The 24,762-nt window shown below is 56.3% G+C and carries 23 protein-coding genes; 16 read left to right on the forward strand and 7 right to left on the reverse strand.

Annotation, left to right across the window (positions count from 1 at the left end):
* Position 1 precedes the first annotated feature (1 nt).
* The 3 genes from rpe to BLM14_RS06735 form a co-directional block, all read right to left on the reverse strand.
* The gene (rpe, locus tag BLM14_RS06725; protein WP_099998674.1) at positions 2 to 676 is read right to left on the reverse strand and encodes a ribulose-phosphate 3-epimerase; all 675 of its coding nucleotides are present in this window, start codon (positions 674 to 676) and stop codon (positions 2 to 4) included.
* A gap of 69 nt (positions 677 to 745) precedes the next feature.
* Positions 746 to 1,753, reverse strand: coding sequence for a P1 family peptidase (locus tag BLM14_RS06730; RefSeq protein ID WP_099998675.1), 1,008 nt, complete (start codon positions 1,751 to 1,753; stop codon positions 746 to 748).
* Positions 1,753 to 2,826: a branched-chain amino acid ABC transporter substrate-binding protein gene (locus BLM14_RS06735; protein ID WP_100001069.1), complete on the reverse strand. Its 1,074-nt coding sequence runs from the start codon at positions 2,824 to 2,826 to the stop codon at positions 1,753 to 1,755. The genes BLM14_RS06730 and BLM14_RS06735 overlap by 1 nt, the downstream gene beginning before the upstream one ends.
* A 234-nt stretch (positions 2,827 to 3,060) precedes the next feature.
* Here BLM14_RS06735 and BLM14_RS06740 point away from each other — a divergent pair, with 234 nt between their 5' ends.
* The 8 genes from BLM14_RS06740 to BLM14_RS06775 all read left to right on the forward strand — a co-directional run bounded on the left by BLM14_RS06740 (position 3,061) and on the right by BLM14_RS06775 (position 9,837).
* A complete protein-coding gene (locus BLM14_RS06740; protein WP_100001070.1) occupies positions 3,061 to 3,516 on the forward strand; it encodes a flavin reductase in 456 nt (151 codons plus the stop codon).
* Between the two features lie 31 nt (positions 3,517 to 3,547).
* On the forward strand, positions 3,548 to 4,474 hold the full coding sequence (locus BLM14_RS06745; RefSeq protein WP_099998676.1) for an AAA family ATPase: 927 nt from the start codon (positions 3,548 to 3,550) through the stop codon (positions 4,472 to 4,474).
* Position 4,475: 1 nt separating this feature from the next.
* The gene (locus tag BLM14_RS06750; RefSeq protein WP_099998677.1) at positions 4,476 to 5,708 is read left to right on the forward strand and encodes a vWA domain-containing protein; all 1,233 of its coding nucleotides are present in this window, start codon (positions 4,476 to 4,478) and stop codon (positions 5,706 to 5,708) included.
* Positions 5,709 to 5,729: 21 nt separating this feature from the next.
* Positions 5,730 to 6,062 (forward strand): XdhC family protein, encoded by a 333-nt coding sequence (locus BLM14_RS06755; RefSeq protein ID WP_099998678.1) that lies wholly within the window; start codon positions 5,730 to 5,732, stop codon positions 6,060 to 6,062.
* A gap of 2 nt (positions 6,063 to 6,064) precedes the next feature.
* Positions 6,065 to 6,778 (forward strand): XdhC family protein, encoded by a 714-nt coding sequence (locus BLM14_RS06760; RefSeq protein ID WP_100001071.1) that lies wholly within the window; start codon positions 6,065 to 6,067, stop codon positions 6,776 to 6,778.
* Complete coding sequence (locus tag BLM14_RS06765) at positions 6,775 to 8,394, forward strand: NTP transferase domain-containing protein (protein WP_099998679.1); 1,620 nt, start codon at positions 6,775 to 6,777, stop codon at positions 8,392 to 8,394. Before BLM14_RS06760 ends, BLM14_RS06765 begins: the two co-directional genes overlap by 4 nt.
* A 10-nt stretch (positions 8,395 to 8,404) precedes the next feature.
* A complete protein-coding gene (locus BLM14_RS06770; protein ID WP_418314205.1) occupies positions 8,405 to 9,283 on the forward strand; it encodes an alpha/beta hydrolase in 879 nt (292 codons plus the stop codon).
* 122 nt (positions 9,284 to 9,405) lie between these two features.
* Positions 9,406 to 9,837: a hypothetical protein gene (locus BLM14_RS06775; protein ID WP_099998680.1), complete on the forward strand. Its 432-nt coding sequence runs from the start codon at positions 9,406 to 9,408 to the stop codon at positions 9,835 to 9,837.
* Between the two features lie 53 nt (positions 9,838 to 9,890).
* Here the strand turns inward: BLM14_RS06775 and BLM14_RS06780 are convergent, their stop codons facing one another.
* Both BLM14_RS06780 and BLM14_RS06785 read right to left on the reverse strand, forming a co-directional pair.
* On the reverse strand, positions 9,891 to 10,802 hold the full coding sequence (locus BLM14_RS06780) for a diacylglycerol/lipid kinase family protein (protein ID WP_099998681.1): 912 nt from the start codon (positions 10,800 to 10,802) through the stop codon (positions 9,891 to 9,893).
* Positions 10,803 to 10,878: 76 nt separating this feature from the next.
* Complete coding sequence (locus BLM14_RS06785) at positions 10,879 to 12,180, reverse strand: glucoamylase family protein (RefSeq protein WP_099998682.1); 1,302 nt, start codon at positions 12,178 to 12,180, stop codon at positions 10,879 to 10,881.
* 155 nt (positions 12,181 to 12,335) lie between these two features.
* Between BLM14_RS06785 and BLM14_RS06790 the strand changes: the two genes are divergently transcribed.
* The 4 genes from BLM14_RS06790 to BLM14_RS06805 all read left to right on the forward strand — a co-directional run bounded on the left by BLM14_RS06790 (position 12,336) and on the right by BLM14_RS06805 (position 18,016).
* Entirely contained in the window at positions 12,336 to 13,031 is a 696-nt protein-coding gene (locus BLM14_RS06790; RefSeq protein ID WP_099998683.1) for a fumarylacetoacetate hydrolase family protein, read from the forward strand.
* 312 nt (positions 13,032 to 13,343) lie between these two features.
* Complete coding sequence (locus BLM14_RS06795) at positions 13,344 to 13,823, forward strand: hypothetical protein (protein WP_099998684.1); 480 nt, start codon at positions 13,344 to 13,346, stop codon at positions 13,821 to 13,823.
* A gap of 189 nt (positions 13,824 to 14,012) precedes the next feature.
* Positions 14,013 to 16,637, forward strand: a complete 2,625-nt coding sequence (gene mprF, locus BLM14_RS06800; RefSeq protein ID WP_099998685.1) for a bifunctional lysylphosphatidylglycerol flippase/synthetase MprF — start codon at positions 14,013 to 14,015, stop codon at positions 16,635 to 16,637.
* A complete protein-coding gene (locus tag BLM14_RS06805; RefSeq protein WP_099998686.1) occupies positions 16,634 to 18,016 on the forward strand; it encodes a virulence factor family protein in 1,383 nt (460 codons plus the stop codon). Before mprF ends, BLM14_RS06805 begins: the two co-directional genes overlap by 4 nt.
* Positions 18,017 to 18,031: 15 nt before the next feature.
* Here the strand turns inward: BLM14_RS06805 and BLM14_RS06810 are convergent, their stop codons facing one another.
* Both BLM14_RS06810 and BLM14_RS06815 read right to left on the reverse strand, forming a co-directional pair.
* A complete protein-coding gene (locus BLM14_RS06810) occupies positions 18,032 to 19,030 on the reverse strand; it encodes a bile acid:sodium symporter family protein (protein ID WP_099998687.1) in 999 nt (332 codons plus the stop codon).
* 107 nt (positions 19,031 to 19,137) lie between these two features.
* On the reverse strand, positions 19,138 to 19,872 hold the full coding sequence (locus tag BLM14_RS06815; RefSeq protein WP_099998688.1) for a DUF1868 domain-containing protein: 735 nt from the start codon (positions 19,870 to 19,872) through the stop codon (positions 19,138 to 19,140).
* 341 nt (positions 19,873 to 20,213) lie between these two features.
* On the opposite strand from BLM14_RS06815, the gene BLM14_RS06820 reads away from it, so the two are divergent.
* The 4 genes from BLM14_RS06820 to BLM14_RS06835 all read left to right on the forward strand — a co-directional run bounded on the left by BLM14_RS06820 (position 20,214) and on the right by BLM14_RS06835 (position 24,747).
* Complete coding sequence (locus BLM14_RS06820) at positions 20,214 to 21,281, forward strand: ABC transporter ATP-binding protein (protein WP_099998689.1); 1,068 nt, start codon at positions 20,214 to 20,216, stop codon at positions 21,279 to 21,281.
* Between the two features lie 132 nt (positions 21,282 to 21,413).
* Complete coding sequence (locus BLM14_RS06825) at positions 21,414 to 22,436, forward strand: Fe(3+) ABC transporter substrate-binding protein (RefSeq protein WP_099998690.1); 1,023 nt, start codon at positions 21,414 to 21,416, stop codon at positions 22,434 to 22,436.
* Between the two features lie 143 nt (positions 22,437 to 22,579).
* Entirely contained in the window at positions 22,580 to 24,154 is a 1,575-nt protein-coding gene (locus BLM14_RS06830) for an ABC transporter permease (RefSeq protein ID WP_100001073.1), read from the forward strand.
* A 197-nt stretch (positions 24,155 to 24,351) separates the two neighbouring features.
* Entirely contained in the window at positions 24,352 to 24,747 is a 396-nt protein-coding gene (locus tag BLM14_RS06835) for a hypothetical protein (protein WP_237143479.1), read from the forward strand.
* Positions 24,748 to 24,762: the final 15 nt, after the last annotated feature.

Consider the following 24,762-nt stretch of genomic DNA (forward strand, 5'->3'; position numbering starts at 1 on the left):
ATCACGATCCTTTCACGCATGAACTGCGGATGAGGTCGATATTGGCCCGGTAGGCTGCTTCCGATCCGCCCTTGTAGACGGCGGAACCGGCGACCAGCGCATTGGCGCCAGCCGCGGTGACCAGTGCCGCCGTTTCTGCGGTGATGCCGCCATCGACTTCAAGATCGATTGGCCGGCTACCGATCATCGCTTTGATTTTGCGTATCTTTTCCTGCGTTTCCGCGATGAACTTCTGGCCACCGAAACCGGGGTTGACCGTCATGACGAGGATCAGGTCCACGTCGTTCAGCACATATTCGATCGCCGATTCAGGCGTCGCAGGATTGAGCGCGACGCCGGCCTTCTTGCCGAGCGTGCGGATTGCCTGCAGCGAGCGATGCAGGTGCGGGCCCGCTTCCGCATGGATGGTGATGATGTCGGAGCCGGCCTTGGCGAAAGCTTCGAGATAGGGATCGCAAGGCGAAATCATCAGGTGCGTGTCGAATATCGCGTCGGTCAGCGGGCGAATGGATTTCACCACTTCAGGACCGAAGGTGATGTTGGGGACGAAGTGGCCGTCCATGACATCGATGTGGATCCAGTCGGCACCCGCCTGCAAAACGGTGGTAACTTCCGAGCCAAGCTTCGAGAAATCCGAAGCGAGAATAGACGGGGCGATGACGAGCGGACGGCTCATAATATGTCTCCGGTAGAAATGTTGTGGGCGCCGGTTACCACGGGTGGCACCATGGCACAATCGAAACCGTCAGAGACGCGATTTCCAGATGGGGAAAGGGTCTTTGTCCGCAGGCGTTGCCGCATAGACGCCGCGCGCGATTGCACGCGCCATGGTCGAGGCTGCAGCGGCACAAAGATCAATGAATTCAGCTATTTCTGGTGTTCTGCCACTGGTTCCTGTGGCGAGCGCAAATACCAGATCGCCGTCGAAAGGCGTGTGGGCAGGCCAGATGGCCCGGGCAAAGCCGTCATGGGCGGCTATGGCCAGGCGCTTGGCCTGCGCCGTGGTCAATATCAGGTCGGTGGCGATGACGCCAATCGTGGTGTTCGCTCCGATCGCCGCATCGCTGAACTTGGTCCTCACTTCGGCTGCGTCGGCGGGGAGCGGATGCGGCAAGCCAAGCCCGCCGAACTCATCACTGATCTCGAACGGGGCGGCCCAGAAATGCCTGCTTTTTCCAACAGTTACGGAGCCCAATGCATTGACGGCAACGAGTGCACCTATCGTCGTGCCGCTTTCCAGCAGTGACGAAGCCGAGCCGAGGCCGCCCTTCAACCCGGTGACCGTTGCCCCAGTGCCAGCGCCGATCGTTCCAAGACCGAAATCACGCGAAGCGGATTGCACTGCCGCGTAGCCCAGTTCACGATAGGGCGGAAAACGGCCCCAATCCTTGTCGCCGCCATTCAACATATCGAAGAGGATTGCCGCGGGAACGATGGGAATACGCTGCGTGCCCACTTCAAAGCCGATGCCTTTTTCACGCAAGGCGGCCTGGACGCCAGACGCCGCATCGAGCCCGAATGCCGATCCGCCCGATAAAACCAGTGCATTGATCGCCTCAACCGTATTGTGCGGCTCGAGAAGGTCGGTTTCCCGCGTGCCCGGCGCGCCGCCAAGGATCTGAACTGCCGCTGTCGCGGGCACATCGCAGAGGATGACCGTGCTGCCGGATTTGATCTTGTCATCCGAAGCGTTGCCGACACTCAGCCCCTCGACGTCGGTGATGAGATTGCGCGGCCCAGCCTTCATTGTCATCAGTTGGTCTCCAGCACGAACTGGGTTCCATCATATTTCTGCAGGCGATAGGTGTCGGCAATCCGCTCGCCGGTCGTGTCAAACTGCATCGAGCCAAGGGCCGTATCGAAAACATTCTTGCGGAGAAGTTCCGTCAGCGATCCGGGCTGTGACTGCGCTGTTGTAAGAACCTGCATCGCCACTTCGGCAGCCGCATAGGCCGGGATAGTATAGCCTTCCGGGACTTTCCCAGCGAGCTCGACGGTGTTTTTGGCGTTGCGCGCGCTTTCCAGCGTTTGCGGCTCGCGCGGCGCAACCATCAGTGTCCCGGCCGCAAGATCGCTGCCATTGCCTTTAGCGTTCAATGCTTCGCCGCTGGCGATAACCAGCGGATAGTTGAGCGCTACGGCGCTTCGGCCAATGGCAGCCACATCATCGCGTTCGCCGCCGACGAAAACCTGGCTAGCGCCGGCGCGTTTCAAGCGGCTCACAAGCGCATTCTGATTGTCGAGACCTGGACGATAGGTGTCGGCAAAGACTGGTTTCAAGCCTTTCTCCTCAAGACGGGCACGAACGCCGGATGCAAGTTCGCGGCCAAATATCGTGCCGTCATCGATGATGGCAAAGGGTGCGGTATGCCAGAGGCCGGCAAGAATATCGCCGCTTTCCGTCGCTTCATTGCGGTCTGACGGCGCAATCCTGAAGACAGGGTAGGGCTGCTCGGCGCGTAGTTCCGTCAAGGTTCGCGACCGGATTGCCGGGGTAATGACGGGGATTCCCTTCTGATTGAGGATGGGCAGGGCCGCCTCAAGCGATTCAGCGCAGAGAAAGCCGACGACGATCATCACATTGGCCTGAACCATCTGCTTTGCTGCTGCCGCGCCGCCTGCCGCATCGCATTTGTCATCGGCCGCCAGAGTCGAGACGGTCTGGCCATTCTTGTTTGCTGTAACAGCAATTGTCGCGCCATCGAGCAACTGTGTGCCAAGGCGCGCAAAGGAACCGGAAAGCGGCGCAATAACGCCAATCTTGTCTTCCGCATATGCGACACTGCAGGACAACAGGCACAGGCCAAGCGTTGCGGTGCGTATCATGGGATTCATTGCGAAAATGCCGTTTCCTCCTGGACGATAACCACTTGTATGTTTTCGGTAACCGTTTCCTTCACTCTGTGCAATCCAGCTCTATATAAAAGGAAGTTATCGGAAAAAATAATCTGCCCCTATGGTTGAGACGGATGTTGCGATAGTGATGTTTTGTGGAATGGAAATAGAACTGTGCTTATTGCCAACGATCAGAAGATAGAACCGCTCGCATTTCGCAATGCCATGAGCCATTTTGCGGAAGCGGTGCATATTATTACGACCGACGGTCCTGCGGGACGCCGCGGCGTGACAATTTCGGCAGTCTGCTCGGTTTCCGACGACCCGGCCACCATGCTCGTGTGCCTTAACCGCAGCCACGAATTCAATCATCTTTTCATAGAGAATCAGGTTTTCGCGCTGAACACCCTGTCGATCGGGCAGCAGGCGCTTTCCGAAGCCTTTTCCGGCAAAGGCGACCTTTCGCAGCAGGATAGATTTGCGCTCGGGCATTGGCAGACGCTGCAAACCGGCGCGCCTGTGCTTATGAATGCTTTGGCGAGCTTCGATTGCCGTATCATTGCGACGCATGAGGTGGCAACGCATTATGTGATCTACGGGAAGGTGACGGCCATCAACATCGGTGAACCCGGTCCGTCGCTGATTTATCTCAACCGCTCCTATCACAGCTCAGGGGACTAGGTCGTAAACTCATTAGGAAGCCGGAGGCAATATGGCCGCAAAGTCCGTTTCGTCATTGCCGCAATCGATCGAGGATACGCTGTCCTTGCTTGAAGCCGGTGGCTATGTTGCGGATCGCGCGCTGGCGACGGTTCTCTTTCTCAGCCTGCGCATGAAACGGCCGCTGTTCCTCGAAGGCGAGGCAGGGGTCGGCAAGACCGAGATTGCCAAGGTGCTTGCCGCGACACTCGACCGGCCGCTGATCCGCCTGCAATGCTACGAGGGTCTCGATATTTCTTCCGCCGTCTATGAGTGGAATTATGCGGCGCAGATGATCGAGATCCGTCTGGATGAAGCGAGCGGCAAAGTCGATAAATCGGCCATTGAACGCAATGTCTTCTCCGAAAAGTTCCTGATCCGCAGGCCTGTCCTACAGGCGTTGTCGGGCGAGCCGGGCAAAGCACCCATCTTCCTTATCGATGAGCTTGACCGCACGGATGAAGCGTTCGAAGCCTTTCTCCTTGAGGTTCTGTCCGACTACCAGGTGACAATCCCCGAGCTTGGCACCATCCGGGCAGCCGAGCCGCCAATCGTCATTATCACCACCAACCGGACACGCGAAATTCACGATGCGCTGAAGCGGCGGTGCCTCTATCACTGGGTGGATTATCCCACTGCGGAGCGGGAGCTTGAGATAGTGCGCCGCAAGGTGCCGGCCGCCAATGAACGGCTGTCGGACGAAATCGTCCGTTACGTGCAGAAATTGCGTGATATGGATCTCTTCAAACTGCCGGGCGTCGCCGAAACCATAGATTGGGCGGGTGCCCTGACCGAGATGGACAAGCTGGCGCTCGATCCGGAAACAGTTTCCGATACGATCGGCGTTCTTCTCAAATATCAGGATGACATCGCCAGGATTGCTGGTGGCGAGGGGCGGCGCATCCTGGACGAAGTGAAAGCTGAACTGAACGCGGCGTGACATGGAAACGTTCACCTCATCACCGGAGATAGCGCGTTCAGACAGCCGGCTCGCCGATAATATCGTCTATTTTGCCCGGACCCTGCGCAAGGCCGGTTTGCGGGTCGGCCCCGCCTCGATCCGGGATGCGATTGAAGCGGTTCTGGCGGGTGGTATTGGCTCCCGTGACGACTTCTACTGGACGCTGCACAGTGTTCTCGTCACCAGGCGAGAGGATCACGCAACCTTCGACGAAGCATTCCGCCTTTATTGGCGCTCCCGCGAACTGATCGAAAAAATGCTCGCCATGTTCTCGCCCGTTGCTATGGCGCGCGAGCGGCCGAAGCCGAAGGCCGCCGAAGCGCGTGTTGCCGAGGCTCTGTTCAAGGGCACCTCAAGCAACGATCCGGGTGAACGGCCGCCGGAGATCGATGTCGATGCGCGCTTTACCTTTTCCGGCAAGGAGGTCCTGCGCAGCAAGGACTTCGCCCAGATGTCGGCTGATGAACTCAGCCAGACGCGCCGGGCGATGGATCAGTTGACACTCCCAGTTGACAAAGTCGAGACGCGGCGTTTCCGCAGCGACCCCAAGGGTGCGCGTATTGACCCAAGGGCGATGATGCGTGCCAGCCTGCGAACTGGCGGCGATCTCATGCTGCCGAAATTCCGCTCGCGTCGCCAAGTACACCCGCCGCTGGTCGTGCTTGCCGATATTTCCGGTTCAATGAGTCAGTACACCCGCATTTTTCTGCATTTCATGCATGCCATGATGGCAAAGCGCCGGCGCGTTCATTGTTTCGTCTTTGGCACGCGGCTCAGCAATATCACGCGGCCCTTGCGCTATCGTGATCCCGATGATGCCATTGCCCATTGCACCGGTGTCGTGCAGGACTGGTCGGGCGGCACCCGTATCGGTGAGACGCTGCGCGAGTTCAACCGTCATTGGTCGCGGCGGGTGCTCAGTCAAGGCGCGGTGGTGCTGTTGATCACCGACGGTCTGGAGCGGGAGGAAACCAGTGGCCTAGAGGCGGAGATGGAGCGGCTGTCCAAGTCTTGCCGCCGGCTGATCTGGCTCAACCCCCTGTTACGCTTTGAAGGCTTCGAGCCGCGTGCACGTGGAGTAAAAGCTATGCTACCCTACGTTGACGATTTCCGTGCTGTACACAATATGGATGCTTTGGACGACCTATGCAGGGCGCTCGGCCGTCCACACGAAAAGAATGACGACCCGAAGCGCTGGTTGCACCAATATTGAAGTTTGTGGTACTGTCATACAATGCAGAATCCTTCTGAACAAATACGAGATCCGCTGCTGATCGCCGAGAGCTGGATGGCCGAGGGCCGCGACGTGGCAATCGCCACCGTCGTTGAAACATGGGGCTCGGCACCGCGCCCGGTCGGCAGTCATCTTGTGATCGACGAAGCGGGAAATTTCGAAGGTTCTGTCTCCGGTGGATGCGTCGAGGGGTCAGTGATTGCTGAAGCTATGGATGTCATCAGGCAGGGCCAACCGCGCATGCTGGAATTCGGCGTCGCCGATGAAACCGCCTGGCAGGTTGGTTTGTCCTGCGGCGGGCGTATCAAAGTCTACGTCGAACGGCTGGGTTGATCGTGGATCCCTATTGCCTCAAGAAACTCAATGAAGAACGCCGTGCCCGACGCGCTGCCGTGCTGCTGACTGATCTTGGCGACGGGCGTGACCGGGTGATCAAGGAGGGCGATCCAGTTGCCGGTTTGCTCGGGGATGCGATCAGGCAAGCCTTTCTGTCTGGAAAATCCGCAGTCGCAGAGGTCGAGGGGCATTCTTTCTTCCTCAACGTTCATGTGCCGCCGCCACGCCTTGTGGTGATTGGTGCCGTGCATATCAGCCAGGCTTTGGCGCCCATTGCCAGGATCGCCGGCTACGATATGGAAATCATCGATCCGCGCACGGCATTCGCGACGCCCGAGCGCTTCCCTGACGTCAAGCTCTATGCTGAATGGCCGCAGGATGTCCTCGACGCGCATCCTCTCGATCCCTACACGGCTGTAGCCGTCGTTACGCATGACCCCAAAATTGACGATCAGGCGCTGGTAAGGGCGCTTAAGGCCGGCTGTTTCTATGTCGGGGCGCTTGGCAGCCGCAAGACGCATGCAAAACGCGTTGAACGGTTAAAAGCGCTTGGGCTGAGCGATGACCAGGTCGGTTTGATCCATTCGCCCATTGGCCTTGATATCGGTGCGGCGAGCCCTGCCGAGATTGCCGTTGCGGTTTTAGGCGAAGTTATCAAGGCGTTCCGTGCACGAGGTCTGCAAGCCATTCGGCAGTTGGAAAAAACAGCATGATTTTTGGCGAAATCTCTATCGAGAACGCGCTTGGCGCAATTCTCGCGCATTCGACGCATGCGGGCGCTCTGAAGCTGAAAAAGGGCCATGTGCTTACGGAAAGCGATGTCGCGCAATTGCAGGAAGCTGGGGTGACCAATGTTATCGCCGCTCGCTTGCAGGAAGCCGACCTGGACGAAAACGCCGCGGCCTTGAAATTGACCGAAGCGTTGCAATGGTTCGGCGTGCAGGCAGGGCCCGCTGCGACCGGCCGGGTCAATTGCTATGCGCAGACAGCTGGCCTTTTCGCTGTCGATGCGGATCTGATTAATGCCATCAATGCGATCGACCCATCGGTGACGATAGCAACTTTGAAGCCGTTCGAGCGGGTCGAGCAGGGGCAGATGGTTGCGACCATCAAGATCATTCCGTTTGCGGTTGCAGTTTCCGTGATGGAAAGGATCCTCGACCTGTCGCGAGACCGCATCGCGTTCGGAGTCCACGGCTTTGCCGGCTCGCGTATCGGGCTGATCCAGACGACGCTACCCTCCGTCAAGGCAACTGTGCTGGACAAGACCCGTCGCGTGATCGAGGCCCGGATCGCAGCAAACCATGGATTTTTGACCACCGAACTGCGCCCGGTACACGCGAGCAAGCCGCTTTCGGCCGCGATAAGGAAACTGCAAAACACCAATGACATCGTCATTGTCTTTGGCGCGTCCGCGGTGGTCGATCAGGGCGATATCGTGCCGGAAGCGATGCGAGAAGCGGGGGGAAATGTTCATCACGTCGGTATGCCGGTCGATCCGGGAAATCTGCTGGTTCTCGGTGAACTTGATGGAAAACCGGTCATCGGGGCGCCAGGCTGCGCGCGCAGCCCCAAGGAAAACGGCTTCGACTGGGTGCTTGAGCGGCTGATGGCGAAAATACCGGTTACCAAGGCGGATATTGTCGGCATGGGCGTCGGCGGACTCCTGATGGAAATCCCGACGCGCCCGCAACCACGTGACCCGCGGCCGCCAGTCACCAGGCCGAACGTGGCAATTGCTGTCCTTGCTGCCGGCCAGTCGACACGCATGAATGGGCCGAACAAGTTGCTCGCTACTTTCGACGACGTACCGTTGGTGCGGCGCTCGGCCCTGACGGCAATCGAGGCAGGTGGCGATCCGGTTATCGCTGTGCTTGGCCATATGGCGGAACAATGCAGCGCCGCACTAGACGGTCTCAACGTCGTTATCGCTCTCAACAAGGATTACGCCAGCGGCCTGGCCTCGTCATTGCAAACCGCCATCAGGCATGTGCCATCATCGGCCGATGGGATGATGATGCTGCTGGCCGACATGCCCGCGCTTTCCCCCTCGGACCTCAAATCCATGATCAACCGTTTTCAGAATACCGGCGGACAGTCGGTGGTCAGGGCAACTTTTCAGGGAAAGCGTGGCAACCCCGTTATCCTGCCGCGGCTTTTGTTCGACGAGGTATTCACGCTCGCCGGCGATGTTGGAGCGCGGCACTTGATTGAACGTGGCGATATTCCGGTCATCGATGTTGAACTTGGCGAAGCGGCGGTTATTGATGTCGATACGCCGGACATGTTGAATCGTGCCGGCGGCACCATCACTGGGACAATCCGATAGGGAAATTCATTTGATCAGGTCCTTGTTTCTTGGCGCGCTGGCCTTTGTCTGCCTTGCGAGCACCGCTTCGGCATTGCAGCTTGAACCTTACAAGGATGATCTCTTTGCCTATCCCGGCATTCTGAAAACCGGCGACAGCGGCGATTATGTCGTCATCGATTACAATGAGATGCGTGACATCAATGGCCGTGACGAGGTGCCGGAACGCCGGGTCAAACAGAATTACGTTTCACTCCAGCCGAAACGCTCGCAAAAGGATCTTGTCGTTACCACGGACAAAGGTCCGGTGAAGGTCATAGCGGTCGGAAAGCTCGACCCTGGGGCCGCGGTAATTACCATCTATCTGCACGGGCAAGGCGGCAATCGCCAGCAAGGCATGAACGACTTCACCTTCGGCGGTAATTTCAATCGGGTCAAAAACCTGATGGATCGCAATGGCGGGCTCTATCTCACCCCAGATTTCAGCGACTTCGGAGACAAGGGTGAAGCTGAGGTTACTGGCCTGATAAACTATTTCAAATCGCAATCGCCACGAGCCAAGCTTTTCGTCGCCTGTGGGTCCATGGGCGGATCCCTGTGCTGGCGGCTTGCGCAAGATGCTCAGTCGGCCAAGAACATTTCCGGTCTGATCATCCTGGGATCGCTATGGGATGATCATTTCATCGGATCGCCGTCGTTCAAGCGGCGCATACCGGTCTTCTTTGGCCACGGCAGTCGCGATCCGGTCTTTGCTATCGACAAACAGGAAGCGTTTTATCAGCAAATCCGCACCTCGGCGAAGGGCTATCCAGTGCGGTTTCATCGATTTGAGAGCGGCAATCACGGTACTCCAATCCGCATGACCGATTGGCGCGGCGTGCTGAACTGGATGCTGTCCGTTGCTCCCTGAAGCGCTCTCGCACGTTGTTGCAATAAAGTCCCATTGTGGCAGTTGTGCCACTAGACAAACGGCAAAAAGCGAATAGTTTCCGGCCATATCCAATCCTTCGATAAGACTTTGCGGAGAGAGCCATGCGCCTGCCTACCAATATTTTGAGCCGAATTGCCGCTTTGGCAGTTCTTATTCCTTTGGCTGCATGTTCCACGACAGGCGAACCCAGCATGGTCCCGACGCTTCCGACTTTTGCGCCCATTCGGCCGCCGGTAAACTCCACGCTCGCAGAACCATGTATCTCTGCCGCGGCTTCCAAATATTTCCTGTCCGAAAGTAACATCAAGGCGGTTGATGTTGAAGCCGTTGGTGGCGGCGTGAACCAGGTGCGGTTGAAGGCTGATCTTCGCGATGCCATGTGCACCGTTACCGACAAGGGCAAAGTTCGTTCCGTCGTCGACACAATGCCGAAGAGCGCCGACCAGGCGGCCGCTGAAGAAGCCGCGGCTCAGAAGGCCGCAAATCCTGCCGCCGCGCCTGCGCCGGTCAAAAAGAGCAAAAAGAAGAGCTAATTCACAACGCCCAGTTGGTTGGATTAAGCGGCGCGGTCAAAACCGCGCCGTTTTCATTTGGTCTGCACATCTGACGGCACAAGAACCTGAAGCTCCCCCGCGTGAATGACGATCTTTACGTCTTTTGGCAAAGGGATCAACTCGCCGTCGATGGTTGCCTTGGCACCGCGGCGCAGATGCGGGAAATGCAGCTCCACGACTTTCGCCGTAATTTCATCGACGTCGGGGTTGTTACGCCACGACCCTGTCAGAACCGTGAATGCAAGTTTCATCAGCGCCGCAGGGGTTAGTCGCCCGGCAATATAGATACCAAGCTCTCCGCGATCGACAACGTCCGGCACCGGCAGCATGCCTTGCCCGTAGGCGTTGTTCGCTATCGAGATAGCGGACACGGTTCGCTCTATCGTTTTGCCATCGATGACCATGCGCACAGCGAACTGCGGCGGATTGCCCACAGCCTTGGCAAAGGCCCGCAGGCTTGCCAGCCGCTTGCCCCAACGAGATCGGTATTCCAGCGTATTGCGGAACTTGATCATCTGCGGCTGAAATCCAATGGAGAACTGGTGAACGAAACTCTCTTCGTCGGCTGTCGAAATATCAACGGCCTGTACTGTGCCGCCCGCGAGACTCTCCAATGCCGCGTTAAGCTCCAGCGGGATTTTCAACGCTCGCGCAAAAAGGTTCATTGTTCCCGCGGGAAGAACCGCAAGCGGTACCTTGGTCTTCCAGGCAACATCGGCAGCGGCTGAGATTGTACCGTCGCCTCCGCCGGCCATCAACACATGCTCGCCGGCTTCAGCAGCCACCTTCTTCAGTGCTTTTACGATATCCTTGCCGGCGACGATCTCGCTCTCAAACGTATGCCCATGCTGTTCGAAGATCTGCTTGGCTGTTTCGGCAAAGACCTTCATGTCCATGGTGCGAAATGTGCCACCATCGCGGTTGAAAACGGCATGGACTTTCATGTCTGGTCCTTGATTTGCGGGAACGGGCGCAGGATGTGATCGAAAGATGATCAATTGCTCCAAGGGAAGCAATGCCTCAATGACCGTTAGGTTCCGTGTCTCTTGTCAGATGAGGGGTCGTAAAGCCAAGTTTCCGTAGCGAAGTCTTTATTTCGGGCGCACTCATGAACAATCTCCACAAAAGGCCGCTTCTGTGGTTCTCGATCATGGCGACGACGGGTCCCTGGTCGATTGCGAGATACGTCCTGGCAAACCAGTTGCTGGTCAACGAGAATGCGTCAACAAAGCCAAAACGTCCTGTGATCTTTGCTTGTGGCAGCGCCATGAAATAGCGCAAGGCCCGCATCGATTCTTCCGGCAGATAGGGCAGGCTGCTCAGGGCTGCGGTGGGTGCAATCAAACCGAAATCCAATCCGGGCGAGCTGACGGCATAGCCTTTTGGACCGTGACTTGATGTCAGCCCCCAGCAATCGGGCCCGTACGCCGTATAGCCATGCGGATTGTGCACGCTGTGCAGATAGTTGATCCGTGCGTGATTGCAATTCTGCTGCCAATAATCCGCATAGCGATCCACGAGCCCGCGCGGGTCGAGACCGCAGAACGAATAATGCGCAAAAAACAGAGGGCCGCCATAATCCGGACCCAGTGGCAGCGTCACACCATAATAATCGCGGCCATTGAGAAAGGCACCGTTTGCTGCAAACCCGTCATGATAGATTTCGGCGTCGATGCCATAGTCAGGTGAAGCAGCGGCCAGGACATAGCTGACAAGCGCTTCATTCCAGCCGCGTATCGGCACATTGCGGGCCCAGCCAAATTTGGGGCTGTGGTGCCAATAGAGCACCTTTTCGCTATTCTTGATGTGAGAGTTCCATTGCACCGCGAGCCAAAGCCTGTTGATGCGATCACGAATGGCGCCTTCCCGGGGGTCATCTGCAGCAGCAAAATATTGCCGAACGCAGATCAAGCCTTGAAGCAACAAGGACGTTTCAACCAGGTCACCTCCATCATCCAGCTTTGTGAACGGGACCGTCGAGCCGTCGGTGCCATTGAAAAAGTGCGGAAAAATACCGTTGTAGCGCCTGGTCGTTTCAAGCGCCGACAGCATTCTTTCAATGCGCGCTATCGCTTCATCACGCGTGATCCAGCCGCGTTCGATGGCGACGAGGAGGGCCATGAAACCGAAGCCAGACCCGCCCGTGGCAACGAGATCATTGCGCGGGTCGGCTGTCCTGCCTGATCTGTCACGCGCAAGTCCGCTTTCAGGATGCGCGCCGTCCCAGAAATAACGAAAGCTGGCGCGCTGTACCTGGTCCAGGATGGCGCCATCGTCGTCTTCTGCGACCGGCGCGTTTTGCGGATCAAGTCTGAGATACATGGAGAGCGGGATTCCTTGCGCAGGGCATTATGCCGCTGTATTTGCCGGGTTGCATCGGGCGAATGTCTGATCTCTATAGGGTGTAGTACGCGACGTGTTGTCTGAGAAGGCGCATTCGGGAAATTGAACAATCAATCTGAGGCGAGGGTGTGGAGATGCAGAAAGATCAGTTCGTTTTTGACCCGCTTCCGCAACCGGTATTGCAGGTGGTTGGCTCCGAAAAGCTGTTTCCGGTTCACCGGATTTACTGCGTCGGGCGGAATTATGCCGATCACGCCATCGAGATGGGACATGATCCGAACCGTGAACCGCCGTTCTTCTTCCAGAAGAATCCGGATTGTCTTGTAACCGAGGGACAGGATTTTCCGTATCCATCGGCGACCAATGATGTGCATTTCGAGATGGAGATGGTTGTCGCGCTTGGAAAAGGCGGAGCTGACATCAATGTAGACCGTGCGCTTGAGCACGTGTTCGGATATGCGGTCGGTCTCGATATGACCCGCCGTGATCTGCAGGGGGAAGCGAAGAAGCTCGGTCGTCCGTGGGAAGTGGCCAAGGCATTCGAAGCCTCGGCGCCGTGCTCGGCCATCCTGCCAGCATCCAGTATCGGTCATCCGGCCAAGGGTGCCGTCTGGTTAACGGTCAATGGAACCGAGCGTCAGCGCGGCGACCTCGATCAGCTCATTTGGAAGGTGCCGGAGACGATTTCCTATCTCTCGACACTATTCACGCTGCAACCTGGCGATCTGATTTTTACTGGGACTCCAGCGGGCGTCGGCGCGGTTCTGCGCGGTGACGAAATGTTCGGCGGCGTGGATGGAATTGGTGAGATCCGGGCGCGTGTTGTCTGACATTGATGCGAGGGAATACATTTTGCCAACGAACGAAAAGGTTGCATCTTTGAAATTGTGAAAACGGGCAAAATAAATTTTGGTGGACTGTTTGGAGAAGCAGTTCGATTGCTTCCCTGAATTACAAGAATTTGAGCAGCAAAACGGCGCATTTGGCCGGAATTCCCGGTCACGCAGTGTGATTGCAAGGCGGTGTGCTGGCTAAGTAAATTATGGTCGCAATTCTGTGAAGAACCGCGGTGTTGTCTTTGAAAATAAATAGTCTATTGAGAATCGTTGATCCATTATTCTGTGTTTTAGAAGTGCCGCTTCATGAACCATCGTATCTTATTTGGCTCCTATCCGATTCCGCGTTTTGCCGGGATCGCCAGCCATAATTTTGTTGTCTGGACCGATGAGAAGGGCAGGCCGCTTTACGAGATCAATGGTGGAGCGGCGAATGCGGATGGCAGCTTTAACTATTGTGCGATCCGGGGCCCGTTGACCGCTGTCGTCACCGACTACGCCAAACGAGACCTCGTCTATTACCCGGAATTCTACGTGCGCCCTACATCGCGCACGACGGTGTTGCTAGAAAGCGGCTATGCGTCCATCGCGGCACGCTGGCGTGCAGCTGTTGACGTCGCCGAGCGTATTCGCCTGTCGAGTCTGCGTTATTCGTTCCTCATCCAGAACAGCAATTCAGTTGCCACTGCCATTGCAGAGGGAATGGGGCTCACACCGCCTTCCGCTGCTATCGGACGTGTCAAGGCGCCTGGAAGCCATCGCCATCTGGTGTTGGATCCGGCTTAAATCGGAATTTCTCTTATCATAAGATTGTAATGAGAGGTCGGATATATTGCCCGGCTTGCATCAGTAGAAGTTTGGCTTTGCGTTTATTCTGGGCTCAATCCCGCCATTATTACAGGGCTAATGACGCCTTCCCAAATTCATGGTGAAATTGGCATCCGTTCAAATCCGTTTCTGACTTCGGAACACCCTATGACGTCTATTCCCGATCACGAAAAGCAAATTCGGAGGATTGAAGCGAGCGCGCAGTCGAGACTGCCGTGGTGGGGCAAGAAAACCAAATCGGCCTTGTTCGCGTTTTTCGGGATTGCCGTGGCGGTCGTCAGCTTGCTCGTCCTGAGCCATCTGTCGAGCGAGATTTCGCTGCATGACGTCAAGCGCTCCCTGCATGCCATACCGAGCGGTACGCTGCTGACTGCGCTTTTCTTCACGATTGTCAGTTTCGCTGCCGTTGCACTCTACGATGTTGTCGCCGTTGAAACGATCGCCCCGGGGCGGGTGCCCTACCACATATCCGCCATGGCAGGCGGTGCCGGATATGCAATCTCCAATGCTCTCGGTTTTTCACTTCTGACAGGCGGAGCGCTTCGATACAGGGTTTACGCCGCCGAAGGTATCGATATCGCCGATATCGGCCGCATCATCGGCACCTCCTGGCTGGCGATCTGGTTTGCCTTCACGATTCTGATTGCGGTTGCCCTTGTTATCGATCCAACCCGGATTCCGTGGGTTTTCTCGTTCGGGCCGGTGGTGGATCAGGTGATCGGCACTTCGATTCTGGTAGCGGTTGCAGTGCTCCTGTACTGGCTTTCCCGCCGCGAGCGCACCCTCCAGATTGGTCGTATTTCCGTCCGGCTGCCCTCGTCGCAGGGCGCCTTGATGCAAATATTGGCTGGGCTCGTTGATGTGGCTGCGGCGGCAGCAACGCTCTATGTTCTGCTTCCCGAGGGTTCTGTCAGCAGCATTCCAGCATTTGCGCTCGTCTATGTGGTCGCGGTGGCTCTTGGCATTATCAGCCATGCGCCGGGTGGTATCGGTGCGTTCGAAGCGACGATCATTGCGGGGCTTGGCCTTGGACAAAATCCGGATGCGATCGCGGCGCTGGTTGCCTATCGCGCCATCTATACGCTTATTCCGTTCCTTGTCGCGATTGCCGGGTTCGTCATTTCCGAAATTCTCCGCAAGCGCCATATCCTTGCCGGTCCGACAATATTGGCCGTGCGAATGTTCGAGCCGTTGATCCCGCCGCTATCGGCTGGCATTGCGTTCCTCGGCGGCATCGTTCTCCTGATTTCAGCAGTCATCCCCGATCTGCATCATCGTCTGGAGATGCTTGCCGACATGCTGCCGATGCCGTTTCTTGAAATGTCGCATCTTGGCGCAAGTTTCGTGGGCATAGCATTGCTGATCGTGGCAAGAGGGCTTGCCCGGCGTCTCTGGCGTGCATGGTTCGTTGCGATCGTGCTCTTCAGTCTCGGCGCAATCTTTGCCCTGGCAAAGGGCTTGGCCTGGGAGGAAGCGTTGATGCTGACCCTGATGGCCGGCACACTGCTTCTGTTCCGCGATTCATTCTACCGCAAACCGCTGGATGAGCGTTTCACACTGACCTGGGGGTGGCTCGCAAGTATCGGTACAACGGCTTTTGCAATCCTTTGGCTCGGTTTCTTTGCCTACCGACACGTTGAGTATGCGAACGAGCTCTGGTGGGAGTTTGCCTGGGATGCCCAGGCATCGCGATTCCTCCGCGCTTCCGTTCTTGTCTTGACGCTGCTGGCGGCTTTGACGATCAACACGGTAATCAACGGGGTTGGCCGCAGCAAGTTGCGGGCACAACCTATTCCTGAAAACGTGCCTGACATTGTTGCCGCTTCCCCAAGAGCTTCCGACGCCCTTGCGTTGCTGGGCGACAAACGTTTTCTGATGGACCCGAAGGGACGAGGCTTTGTGATGTATGCCCGTTCAGGCGGCAGCCTGGTTTCGTTGGGGGAGCCGGTCGGCAGTGATGACGCGGTCACCGATCTTGCATGGGCGTTCCGCGGCCTGGCTGATCGCACTGGAACCAGAACGGTATTTTACGGGGTGGGGCCGGAAAAACTCCCGCTGTTCCTCGATATGGGATTGACGGCATTGAAGCTCGGCGAGGTCGCCCGGGTCGATCTCAGCGACTTTTCGCTGGAGGGCTCCAAACGCCAACCGCTTCGCTACGCCGCCCGGCGGCTGGAAAAAGAAGGGATTGCCTTCGGGATCATTTCCAAGGACCAGACCCAAGACATCATGGATGAGCTTCGCCAGGTATCCGATGCCTGGCTCGAAATGAAATCGGGCTCAGAGAAGCGTTTCTCGCTCGGTTCATTTGAAAATGCCTACCTCTCGAATTTCGATGTTGCCGTGCTGCGAAAGGACGGCGCCATCGTTGCATTCGCCAATGTTTGGCGCGGTGCAGACAGCCAGGAAATTGCCGTCGATCTGATGCGGTATTTGCCGGATGCGTCGAGCGTCATCATGGATGGACTTTTCGCCAATCTTTTGATGGCTGCAAAGACGGAAGGGTATCGCTGGTTCAATCTTGGCGCGGCGCCACTGTCGGGTCTTTCCGACAGCCACCTGGCATCGCGATGGAACCGGATCGGCTCTTTCATCTATCGCCGTGGCGCCGAATTTTATCGATTTGACGGGCTGCGTGCTTTCAAGGATAAGTTCGGCCCGAAATGGACACCTTATTATCTGATTTGCCCCCCGGGCCTCGCGACGCCTCGTTCGCTTATTGACGCGACGAATCTGGTAAGCGGTAGCCCCTTCGAGGTCTTTAAACGATGAAATTCCTTCGCAGGCCCTATCCGCTTGTCATTCTTGCACTTCTGATTGTCAGCATCGTTCTCTCCGCCGCACTGCATTACCTGCCGCGATTTGGTTTCGGATCATCGGCCAAGCGGATACTTGTTTCGGCGGAACGACTGAGTGACGTGCCCCTCCTGCAGCCAAACGGCAAGCCGACGGGCATCGCGATCCTTGTGTCACAGAAGGGCGGTCTTGGTGCCGACGACGAAGCCATGACAAAGCTGCTGCTCGACCGCGATTTTCTGGTGCTGACGGTCGATTTAGAGAAATGGCGCAAGGAACTCGATCAGGACACCGGAGAATGCACCTATTTCGTTTCGGATCTTGAAGGTGTGGCCAAGGAAGCCCAGCGCATGATTTCAGTCGATACCTACATGCATCCGGTGGTTATCGGCATCGGCGAGGGCGGCGTCATGTCCTATGCATCGGTTGCCGATGCCCCGGCGGCGACGCTGGCGGGTGCGGTGGTGGTCGATCCGTCGGTTGCCCTGAAGACCAAGCTGCCGTCCTGCGAAGGAGCTGATTACGAAACTGTTGCAGGCGAGGGGTTCAGCTATTCCTACGATGCTGATCTGCCCAATCCCGCGACGATTGTCCGGGAAAAACCTGATCCAGATCCGAAGGGCCCGCCAAGCGCTGGATTCTTTCTGGCGCAGGAAAAGATTGCAGCCACCAAGGCCGAACGTTTCGCAATCGCCGCAGATGCTGCCGTTGATATCGCCAAGGAAGATGCCTCGGCAGAATCCTTGCCGATCGTCGACGTTCCAGCCAGCAATGGCCAGGCAAAATATCTGGCCGTGTTCTTTTCCGGCGATGGCGGTTGGCGTGATATCGACAAGTCTGTTGGCGACATCATTGCAAAAGAGGGTGTGCACGTTGTTGGCGTGGACTCGCTGCGCTATTTCTGGGCCTTGCGCAAGCCGGAGGATATTGCCAATGATATCCAGAGGATAGTGGTGAAGGCTGATCCGACAGGCAAGTTACCGGTTGTCTTGCTTGGTTATTCCTTCGGAGCCAACACCATACCGTTTTCCTGGCCCTACCTTTCCCAGTCATTGCAGGATCGCGTTAGCCTTGTTGGCTTGATCGGCACAGAAGAAACCACACCATTCCAGGTTTCCGTTGGCGCATGGCTCGGCATGGGCGGCGACAACGAAGTCGCGCCGGCGGTGGCAAAACTGCCGCTGAACAAGGTCCTGTGCGTCTATGGTTCGGAAGAGGACGATACGGCCTGCACCAACCCTTCGCTTGCGGCGGTTCAGAAGATCGAACTGCAGGGCGATCACCATTATGACGAGAAGTATGACATGCTGGCTGCCAAGCTGATGGAGGCGATTGCCGCGCGGCAGCCAAAGTAACGAGCCAAATTTGCTCTAGGTTTGCGTGGCGGGCCGTGCTTCCTCCTTTCGCGCCTTCTTTGCGGCATCGGCGTATTTCTGGGCGATGACAGCACAGACGATGAGCTGAATCTGGTGAAACAGCATGAGCGGAAGCACGATACTGCCTATGCTCTGTCCAGCAAAGATCACGGTCGCAATCGGTATGCCGCTCGCGAGGCTCTTCTTGGAGCCACAGAAGGTGATGGCAATTTCGTCCTGCTTGGAGAAACCCGCCCACCGGCTGCCGAACATCGTGATAGCGAGAACGATGGCAAGGATCAGCATGTCCACGATGACCACCACACCGAGATCGCGGATCGAGATCGTATGCCACAATCCTTCGGTTACAGACTCACTGAAAGCAAGGTAGACCACCATCAGGATCGATCCACGGTCCACAGGCATGAGCAGCGTTCTCTTGGCTCGAATGAAATTGCCGATCCATGGTTGCAAAATCTGCCCCAGAATGAACGGCGCAAGCAGCTGAAGCAGGATTGCCTGCAGGGCGTCGAACGAAAATCCAACGTGGCCGCTCGCAGAGAGCAGCGCCCCGGCAAGCAGCGGTGTCAAAAACATACCGAATATATTGGAAGCCGACGCGGAGCAGATGGCAGCCGGCACATTGCCACCAGCGATCGAGGTGAAGGCGATCGATGACTGCACGGTTGAAGGCAGCACGCAGAGAAACAGAATGCCCGCATAAAGGGCTGGTGGCAGGATGTTTGGCACCAGAACCCCAGCGCAAAGGCCAATCAACGGAAACAGCACGAAGGTGGCCGCGAGGATGGTCAGATGGAGTTTCCAATGCAGGAAACCCGCAATGACGACGTCACGCGACAATCGCGCACCGTGCAGGAAAAACAGCAGGCCAATCGCGACTTTTGTCGCCAAACCGAAATAGTCTGCCGCTACGCCGCTGACCGGGAAAAGCGACGCGAGTATGACGGCCACGACCAGCATTATCGTGAAATTATCGGGCAGAAAACGGGACATCAATCTTTCCAGCTGCAATGATATTCGCCGGACGACCGTCTAACACGATATCCAATACGATCCTATCCAGCGTTTGGAATTCCCAAACCTCTGGACCGACCTCCTTATCATGCCGCTGCTTCGCGAACTGCGCTCCCCAAGACAAGGAGTTCTTCAAAGCGGTTCATATCATTGAAGCGGCAGAACGCTGGCGGATGGATTTCGATGACGGGTGCCTCCCATTCGAGAAACCTCAGGCAATCATCGAACAGACCTTCCCACGCAGGCCGACGATCCTCTGCCAACCAATCAATGAGGTAGGCGAAGGTGATGTGGAAGACATATGTGTCGTGATCGGGATGACGGTAGCCAAATGGTACGGACAAGGCGTCGCGCCATGCCTTGATGATGGCCTCGTCTTCGTCGGTTGCCCCCGTGACAGTCAATCCGACAGGTGTGACAGCTATCACCTTTATCTTGAAGGGTCCGCGACCTTCGAAACCCTCAAGGCGCTTCAGGTAAAGGCGGGTCATCTCATCGATGCTGGTGTCGAGTGCTACATCCTCAGGCCAGTACGGCAATGCACGCCGATATTCGATTATGCCCTGAAAAAGCGTCATGTGCAGGCTGGAAACGGGCGTAAAGATCAGCTTGTCGGCGTCGGGCATCAACATCATGCGATCCCGAACCTCAAGAACAGCGCGTTCGGATGCTGACCCGCTCACCAGGTGGCAGACGACAGTGTTGCCGGGTTCCTGCAGGAAATTGCCATTCGTATCATAGCGTGTTCCCAGGTGACGGGGTGCGCCGGAATTGTTGCTGGCGGTATATGGGGCGAGAGACGGCTTGATCGAGGTGGGCATGCAAACTCCATAGCATAAAGCGCGGGTTCAAAGCGTTGAAACAGGAAAAATGAGACCGATGCGAATCGCAGGGCAGATGCAAAGTGCCTCATGCATTTGTCAGCGATATGAACGGTTCAGTACCAGTGAGTGAAACATGAGTGCTTCTCTCACGTAAATGTCACCGTCTCGATCCTTGCGTAAGTTGACAGTTCTCATCATAAATAGCTGTCTGGCAGACTAAGTGGCCCGTGCCCGTCTTTCCGAAGACAGGTCGATGCAATGAAGTTTTTTGACATCAAACCTGATTTGCGCGATCAAGAAAAAGAAAACTGAAAATTCCGAATCTGGTATCGATTGAAATGGACGGAACGGTTGCATCAAAACCAGCAAATGCAGTGCTGAAGCTTAACAACGTCAGCAGGCGCTTTGGCATCACCGAGGCGTTGCGCGATGTGTCGCTTGCGATCGTTCCGGGTGAAATCATCTGTCTCGTGGGTCAGTCGGGATGTGGCAAATCTTCCCTGTTAAGGATCATCGCGGGTGTCGATACGCCCGACAGTGGTGTACTTCTGTTAAAGGATGAGGAAATCGCCGGACCCAAGCGATTTGTCGAGCCCGAAGCCCGCAACATTGGTTTCGTGTTTCAGGATTACGCGCTGTTTCCGCATCTGACTGCTGAACAGAATGTGCTGTTTGGGCTCAAGGGGCTACCAAAAAAGGTAGCTCGTGCACGGGCTGCGGAAATGATTGACCGCGTCGGTCTGTACCCGCTTATGAAACGCTATCCGCATATGCTTTCCGGTGGCGAACAGCAGCGCGTTGCGCTGGCGCGTGCATTGGCACCCAGTCCCAGCATTCTGCTGATGGACGAGCCGTTTTCGAGCCTGGACCGGGGCCTCAGGGAAAAGGTGCGTGACGAGACCCTTGCGCTGCTGCGAGCACTCGGCACGACGGTCATCATGGTTACTCACGACCCTGAAGAGGCCCTTTCAGCAGGCGACAGAATCGTTTTGATGAGAAAAGGCGAGATTGTGCAAACAGGAACCGGCTATGACCTTCACGACCGGCCGAATTGTCGCTATGCAGCCGATTTCTTTTGCGCCTTCAACAAGGTTCCCGGCACTTACCGGGATGGGAAAATAGAAACGGCAATAGGAAATTTTGGATGCGAAGCTACGCTGGCTGACGGGAGCGCAGCGATCGCCTATATACGCCCACAAGCCATTTCAGTGTCCCAAGAAAATGGCGATATCCCGGGACGTGTTACCGGCCGCCTTTTCCTCGGGGAAGTCGAACAATTGACTGTTCAGGTCGAAGGTCTGTCAGAGCCTCTATTGGTGCGTACGATGGTGCGGCTTCCCGCTCCAACGAATACTATCCGGCTAACCATAGGGCTTGAAAGCGTTCTTGCATTCAGCGCTCATTGAACTCAGTGATCGCCAGATTTGGCTATGTTGAATGTTTGACAATCGGCAGAAGAGCGTGTTTTTAAAACTTGACTACTTTACTCTATTATGTTCCAGCACTGCCATGTTTGTTTTAAAGCAAGGGGGATAGAAATGAACAAATTTTCCATCGCAAAGTCTATATTGCTTGCAGGGTCGGTTGTTCTGATGGGTGGGGTTGCATCAGCAGCTGAACTCAACATCTATACGACACGTGAGCCTGGGCTGATCCAGCCGCTTCTCGATTCCTTCAAGAATTCCACAGGCATCACCGTCAATACAGTTTTCCTGAAAGACGGCCTTGCGGAGCGTGTCGTATCAGAGGGCGAGAGCTCACCGGCCGATATCCTCATGGCAGTGGACGCCGGAAATCTCGTTGACCTTGTTGAGAAAGGCGTCACCCAGCCGGTCACGTCCTCAGTCTTGACCGAGACCATTCCTGCACAGTTGCGCGATCCCAAGGGTAACTGGTTTGCCCTGTCGATGCGCGCACGCGTGCTCTACGCAGCGAAGGATCTCGACCTCGCGTCCTTTAACTACGAAGATCTCGCCGATCCGAAGTGGAAGGGCAAAATTTGCATCCGTTCGGGCCAACATCCTTATAATACAGCGCTTTTTGCCGACTACATCGCTCACCACGGTGCCGAGGAAACGGAAAAGTGGCTGGCGGGTGTAAAGGCAAATCTCGCACGCAAGGCCACCGGCGGCGACCGTGACGGCGCCAAGGACATTCTTGGAGGCATTTGCGATATCGCTGTTGCTAATTCCTACTATGTCGGCTTGATGCGGTCGGGCAAGGGCGGTGAGGAACAGGTTGCCTGGGGCAATGCCATCAAGGTTATCCTGCCGACGTTCAAGGATGGAGGCACACAGGTCAATATCAGTGGCGCCGCAGTTGCAAAGCATGCACCGAACAAAGAAGAAGCCATCAAGCTTCTGGAATACCTCGTCTCCGATGACGCCCAGAAGATCTATGCCGAGGCAAACTACGAATATCCGGTAAAGGCTGGCGCAGCGGCAGATCCGATCATTGCCTCTCTTGGCAAACTCGAGATTGACCCGACGCCACTGACTGAGGTGGTAAGCCATCGCAAGCAGGCGAGCGAGCTGGTAGACAAGGTCGGCTTCGACAATTGATGACTGGAGGGCGCTCGACCGCGGGCGCCTTTTCATACTTCCGCAATGGGTGCAACGTGACTCCTATCCCAACCAGAACCTGGCCGTACCGTCGCGCCGGAACGGCTTGGCTTTTGTCAGCGGGGATGGTGGCCATGTTGGTCATGCTGCCCGTGCTGGCGCTTGTGTACCAGGCCATACAGGGCTCTGCCGGATTATGGTCGCATCTGATCACCACAATCCTTCCAGTTGCGATGACCGACACAGTCATACTTCTTTGCGGGGTTGGTTTGTTGACCGCCATTCTAGGCACGACCACCGCTTGGCTGGTTACGGCCTATGACTTTCCCGGGCGCGGTATTCTGGAATGGGCACTGCTGCTTCCACTGGCTGTGCCAACATACATCATCGCCTATGCCTACCTTGATATTCTGCACCCCATAGGCTCTGTGCAAGGTACGGTTCGCTGGCTTCTTGGCTATTCAAGTCCTCGCGAGTTCCGGCTTCCAGATATCCGTTCCATAACTGGCTGCATCATTCTTCTTGGGTTTGTGCTGTATCCTTACGTTTATATTCCGACGCGCGCGATGTTCCTGACGCAAACAGCCAATCTGATCGAAGCATCACGGACCCTCGGTGTGTCAAGGCGCAGTGTCTTCTGGCATGTGGCTCTGCCGCTTGCACGCCCGGCGATTGCCGTAGGCATAAGTCTCGCTCTGATGGAAGCCCTGAATGATATTGGGGCTTCCGAGTTTCTTGGCGTCCGCACCCTGACGGTTTCAATTTATACGACATGGGTTACGCGGTCGGACCTGCCCGGCGCGGCGCAGATTGCACTTTCGTTGCTGTGCGTCGTGGTGGCGCTGATCGCGCTTGAGCGCTGGGCCCGTCGGGAACAGCGCTATTCGATCAGTGCACAACGGAGCCGCTATTTCGAACCGCGCAAAGTGACGGCGATAAAGGGCTGGCTCCTGCTTGCCCTTGGTCTTCTTCCGGTTCTTATCGGATTTGTTGCCCCCGCCAGCTATCTAGTTACGCATGCTTGGGCACGATTCCGGTTTGCAGGCCTGTCGTCTCGATTCCTGGACGAAGCGGTAAACACAGTTGCTTTCGCAGGTGCTGCGACAGTCATTACAGTCGCATTCGGTCTTATAGTCGCCTACGCCATGCGACTGCGGCCAGGAAGGTTCTCAACCTGGTTCTACAGGCTTTCGACGATGGGCTATGCGGCTCCGGGAACCGTGATCGCCATCGGTGTTCTGGTCGTTCTTGGCAGCCTTGATCGTTTCATCGACAAAATCAGCACCGCCTGGCTCGACATATCCACCGGACTTTTATTCATGGGGTCCGGCGCTGCGCTCATTTATGCTTATGTCGCACGGTTTCTAGCGATTTCTGCGGGCGGGACTGAAGCAGGACTGGCACGCATTCCGCAATCCTTCGACCATGCCGCGCGCACGCTTGGCCAAACAACCGAAGGCACTTTCAGGTATGTTCATTTGCCGCTTTCAAAAGCAGCTCTGACAGCGGCGGGGCTGCTCGTATTTGTCGATTGTGTCAAGGAATTGCCCGCGACACTGCTTCTGCGTCCGCTCAATTTCGAGACGTTTGCAACTCACCTTTATGGGGAAGCTGCCCGGGGTACATATGAAGAAGCCGCGATCGCAGCTCTCGCGATTGTCGTCATCGGAATTTTCCCGGTCATACTGCTATCGAGAGTCGGGCGACCGAAAGCCTGAACTGCGTCGTATTTACCGTCCCATGCGCTAAATATCGATCTGGCATTCGATTGGTGATATTCTATTGTATTCTTGGCTGCGGAGGTACTGAATCAAGTCAGCTCGCCGGTGTCCTGGTGAAAACAATGCTTGTAACTCCGGAGATGCTTAGACTTTTAACTAAATTGTGCATCCAAGAGTAGGGTAGGAGTATTGAGATGGGCAATTTCAAACCTTTTGCTATCGCAGGCATCGCTCTGATGTGTGCTGCGACACCTTCCAAGGCTGAAGAACTAAAAACGATGGACGATGTCGGGAGTGCAATCGAGTCTTGCTGGAACGCACCATCCGACACCAAGGGCACCGTTACACTGAGCTTCAGTTTCAAACGGGACGGAAGTTTGCTCGGCAAGCCACGGCCAACCGCCATTGCCGTTGACGGAGACGATCAGGCACGCAAGCAGTTCATTGCTTCTGCGATCGACGCACTCAGCAACTGTATGCCGCTGACATTCTCGTCTGGGCTGGCTGAGGGTATAGCTGGCCAGGTCTTCACGATGCCATTCACAGCGCCGAAAGATCAGGCTTCCCAGCCGATGGTCAATACGCAGTGATAATTGCGGCTGAGT

It is taken from the genome of Phyllobacterium zundukense, from assembly GCF_002764115.1.
Taxonomy (GTDB): Bacteria; Pseudomonadota; Alphaproteobacteria; order Rhizobiales; family Rhizobiaceae; genus Phyllobacterium; species Phyllobacterium zundukense.

Excerpts from the sequence above, each read along its gene's own strand:
- BLM14_RS06750 (WP_099998677.1), top strand. The coding sequence starts at position 4,476 with ATGGAAACGTTCACCTCATCACCGGAGATAGCGCGTTCAGACAGCCGG.
- BLM14_RS06755 (WP_099998678.1), top strand. The coding sequence starts at position 5,730 with ATGCAGAATCCTTCTGAACAAATACGAGATCCGCTGCTGATCGCCGAG.
- BLM14_RS06745 (WP_099998676.1), top strand. The coding sequence starts at position 3,548 with ATGGCCGCAAAGTCCGTTTCGTCATTGCCGCAATCGATCGAGGATACG.
- BLM14_RS06780 (WP_099998681.1), bottom strand. The coding sequence starts at position 10,802 with ATGAAAGTCCATGCCGTTTTCAACCGCGATGGTGGCACATTTCGCACC.
- BLM14_RS06740 (WP_100001070.1), top strand. The coding sequence starts at position 3,061 with ATGAGCCATTTTGCGGAAGCGGTGCATATTATTACGACCGACGGTCCT.
- BLM14_RS06775 (WP_099998680.1), top strand. The coding sequence starts at position 9,406 with ATGCGCCTGCCTACCAATATTTTGAGCCGAATTGCCGCTTTGGCAGTT.
- BLM14_RS06825 (WP_099998690.1), top strand. The coding sequence starts at position 21,414 with ATGAACAAATTTTCCATCGCAAAGTCTATATTGCTTGCAGGGTCGGTT.
- rpe (WP_099998674.1), bottom strand. The coding sequence starts at position 676 with ATGAGCCGTCCGCTCGTCATCGCCCCGTCTATTCTCGCTTCGGATTTC.
- BLM14_RS06790 (WP_099998683.1), top strand. The coding sequence starts at position 12,336 with ATGCAGAAAGATCAGTTCGTTTTTGACCCGCTTCCGCAACCGGTATTG.
- BLM14_RS06820 (WP_099998689.1), top strand. The coding sequence starts at position 20,214 with ATGGACGGAACGGTTGCATCAAAACCAGCAAATGCAGTGCTGAAGCTT.
- BLM14_RS06765 (WP_099998679.1), top strand. The coding sequence starts at position 6,775 with ATGATTTTTGGCGAAATCTCTATCGAGAACGCGCTTGGCGCAATTCTC.
- BLM14_RS06810 (WP_099998687.1), bottom strand. The coding sequence starts at position 19,030 with ATGTCCCGTTTTCTGCCCGATAATTTCACGATAATGCTGGTCGTGGCC.
- mprF (WP_099998685.1), top strand. The coding sequence starts at position 14,013 with ATGACGTCTATTCCCGATCACGAAAAGCAAATTCGGAGGATTGAAGCG.
- BLM14_RS06805 (WP_099998686.1), top strand. The coding sequence starts at position 16,634 with ATGAAATTCCTTCGCAGGCCCTATCCGCTTGTCATTCTTGCACTTCTG.
- BLM14_RS06785 (WP_099998682.1), bottom strand. The coding sequence starts at position 12,180 with ATGTATCTCAGACTTGATCCGCAAAACGCGCCGGTCGCAGAAGACGAC.
- BLM14_RS06730 (WP_099998675.1), bottom strand. The coding sequence starts at position 1,753 with ATGACAATGAAGGCTGGGCCGCGCAATCTCATCACCGACGTCGAGGGG.
- BLM14_RS06795 (WP_099998684.1), top strand. The coding sequence starts at position 13,344 with ATGAACCATCGTATCTTATTTGGCTCCTATCCGATTCCGCGTTTTGCC.
- BLM14_RS06830 (WP_100001073.1), top strand. The coding sequence starts at position 22,580 with ATGCTGCCCGTGCTGGCGCTTGTGTACCAGGCCATACAGGGCTCTGCC.
- BLM14_RS06815 (WP_099998688.1), bottom strand. The coding sequence starts at position 19,872 with ATGCCCACCTCGATCAAGCCGTCTCTCGCCCCATATACCGCCAGCAAC.
- BLM14_RS06735 (WP_100001069.1), bottom strand. The coding sequence starts at position 2,826 with ATGATACGCACCGCAACGCTTGGCCTGTGCCTGTTGTCCTGCAGTGTC.
- BLM14_RS06835 (WP_237143479.1), top strand. The coding sequence starts at position 24,352 with ATGGGCAATTTCAAACCTTTTGCTATCGCAGGCATCGCTCTGATGTGT.